The organism is Micromonospora echinofusca, assembly GCF_017614955.1.
GTDB lineage: Bacteria > Actinomycetota > Actinomycetes > Mycobacteriales > Micromonosporaceae > Micromonospora > Micromonospora echinofusca_A.
The window spans coordinates 1-2,866 of sequence record NZ_WVUH01000554.1 but is presented as its reverse complement, the minus strand read 5'-3'; the positions used below and the strand labels follow the sequence as shown (position 1 = coordinate 2,866).

1 protein-coding gene is annotated in these 2,866 nt (G+C 68.0%); it reads left to right on the top strand.

Annotation, left to right across the window (positions count from 1 at the left end):
* Positions 1-2,866, top strand: a 2,866-nt coding sequence (locus GSF22_RS32570; protein WP_208817750.1) for a glycosyl hydrolase, incomplete at both ends; no start/stop codon positions are given.

The following is a 2,866-nucleotide window of genomic DNA, read 5'->3' as shown; positions in this document are numbered from 1 at the left end:
CCTTCCTCGCCACCGGCGTCGTCGGCGTCGTGCTCGGCACCGGCAACGCCCAGGCCGGCACGGTCGGTGCCGGCAGCTACACCGAGACCCTGCCCCCCGGCCGCAACCTCCCCCAGGGCTGCGGCCAGCTCAGCAGCAACCCCCGGGAGTTCGTCACCGCCGACGCGCCCCCCGGACCGGTGCCGACCAACGACTGGTGGTCGTCGCTGCTGTGGAAGAAGTTCGACTGCGCCTACAGCGAGAACCTGCACGCCCACCCGCTGTCGTACGACACGTTCAACAACGGCATTGGACTGTCCTACAACACCACCCCGCTGATCACCGGTGCGGACACCGGGGTCGGCGAGTACCACTACACGTACGCCGAGGACATCCGCGTCGGTGTACCCGGGCTCGGCGTACCGACCGTCAAGGTCGCCGACTGGACCGACTGGACGGTCACGCCGTACTGGAGCGACGGCGTACGCAGCATGAAGGCCACCATCGGCCACGGTCTGCCGTTCAGCTACTACCAGATCACCGGCGGCAACGCCCAGATCACCGGCACCACCACCGCGCCCGTGGTCTGGTCGAACAGCGGCCCGACGATCGGTTTCAGCATCGGCAACGACAACTACGTGGCGTACGCGCCGACCGGCGCCACCTGGACCGTCTCCGGTGGCGTCATCACCTCGTCGCTGGCCGGCAAGGGGTACTTCTCCATCGCGGTGCTCCCCGGTGGCGGGGACCGGCAGCAGCTCGCCGCCGAGTACGGCAGGTACGCCCACGCCCACATCACCGGCACGAGGATCGGCTACACCTACGACCAGGCCAGCGGCACGCTGAACACGACGTACACCTACACCACCACGCCGCGTGAGGGCACCGAGACGAAGACCGTGGTGTCGCTGTACCCGCACCAGTGGCGGCACCTGACCGGGGCCACCCCGATCGAGCCGACCTACGTCTCGGCCCGGGGTGCGATGAAGACCCTGACCGGGGTGGGGTCGTTCACCACGACGATGAAGTACACCGGCGTACTGCCGGAGGTCCCGGCGGTCGCCGACTCCGCCGGTGCCGACCTCACCACCATCCGCAACTACCTGATGGCCGAACTCGCCGACCCGGCCAAGTACCTGGGCGAGGACACCTACTGGAACGGCAAGGGGATGGGCCGCGCCGCGCGGATCGCCGAGATCGCCGACCAGCTCGGCATGCTCGACGTGCGCAAGGCCGCCCTGGACGCCATCAAGAGCAAGCTCAACAACTGGCTCACCGCCAGCCCCAACGAGCTCAGCCAGATCTTCTACTACGACAAGAAGTGGGGCACCCTGATCGGGTACCCGGCCTCGTACGGCTCCGACATGGAACTCAACGACCACCACTTCCACTACGGCTACTTCATCGCCGCAGCGGCCACGGTGGCCAAGTTCGACCCGGCCTGGGCCACCCAGGAGCAGTACGGCGGCATGATCGACCTGCTGATCCGGGACGCCAACAACTACGACCGCACCGACACCCGCTTCCCGTACCTGCGTGACTTCGACATCTACGCCGGTCACGACTGGGCCTCCGGGCACGGTGCCTTCTTCGCCGGCAACAACCAGGAGTCCTCGTCGGAGGGCATGAACTTCGCCAACGCCCTGATCCAGTGGGGCCAGGCGACCGGCAACCGGGCGGTACGCGACGCCGGGGTGTACATCTACACCACCCAGGCCGCCGCTATCCACGAGTACTGGTTCGACGTGCACAACGAGAACTTCCCCGCCAACTTCAAGCGGGCCACGGTGGGCATGGTCTGGGGCGACGGTGGCGCCTACGCCACCTGGTTCTCCGCCGCGCCGGAGATGATCCAGGGCATCAACATGCTCCCCGTCACCGGCGGTCACTTCTACTTCGGTGACTACCCGGCCTACGTGACCACCAACTACGAGGAGTTGCTCCGCAACAACAACGGCAACCCACCGAACGTCTGGCAGGACATCATCTGGCAGTTCCTGGCCACCGGGGACGGCGACCGGGCGCTGACCGCCTTCCGCAACAACTCGACGTTCAAGAGCGAGGAGGGCGAGAGCAAGGCACACACCTTCCACTGGATCCGCAACCTCGCCGCGCTCGGCAGCCCGGACATCACCATCACCGCGAACCACCCGCTGGCCAAGGTGTTCAAGAAGGGCACGGCGCGCACCTACGTCGCGTCCAACATCACCAACCAGGCGCTGGCCGTGACCTTCTCCGACGGCACGGTGCTGAACGTGCCGGCCGGTAAGACGGTGACCTCCGGTGCGCACACCTGGAGCGGTGGCGCCGCCACCGGTGGCGTGCCGTGGGGGGACAACCCGACGACCCCGCCGACCACTCCGCCGACCACTCCGCCGACCACGCCTCCGACGACCCCGCCGACCACTCCGCCAGCCAACCCGTTGAGCCCGACGCAGTACCTGCTCTCCGGTGGTGCGCTCGGTGGTACGGCCGGGGCTGCCGGTGAGGTGACGGTGGCGGCGGCGAACGGGAACCACGACGGGGTGCCGGCGAACGCGCAGGTGTTCACGGCGTCGGGGTTGACCGGTGCGTACGAGGGTGGGGCGACGTCGTTCGACCTGTTCGTGGATGCCGGTACCGGGGTGGGTAACGGTGTGCAGGCGCGGGTGTCGTACGACCTGACCGGGGACGGGACCTTCGACCGGGTGGAGACGTACAACTACTTCGCCACCGATCCGGTGGGCGGGTGGGAGCACTACCGGAACACCCAGGGGGTGCGCTCGGTGACGGGTGCGTTCGGTGACCTGGTGAACGGGTCGGTGAAGGTGGAGGTGTGGAACGCGATCGGCTCGTCGGCGACGAAGGTGGCCGTGGGCGACGCCTCGAAGGTGGTCCTGCCGTACAC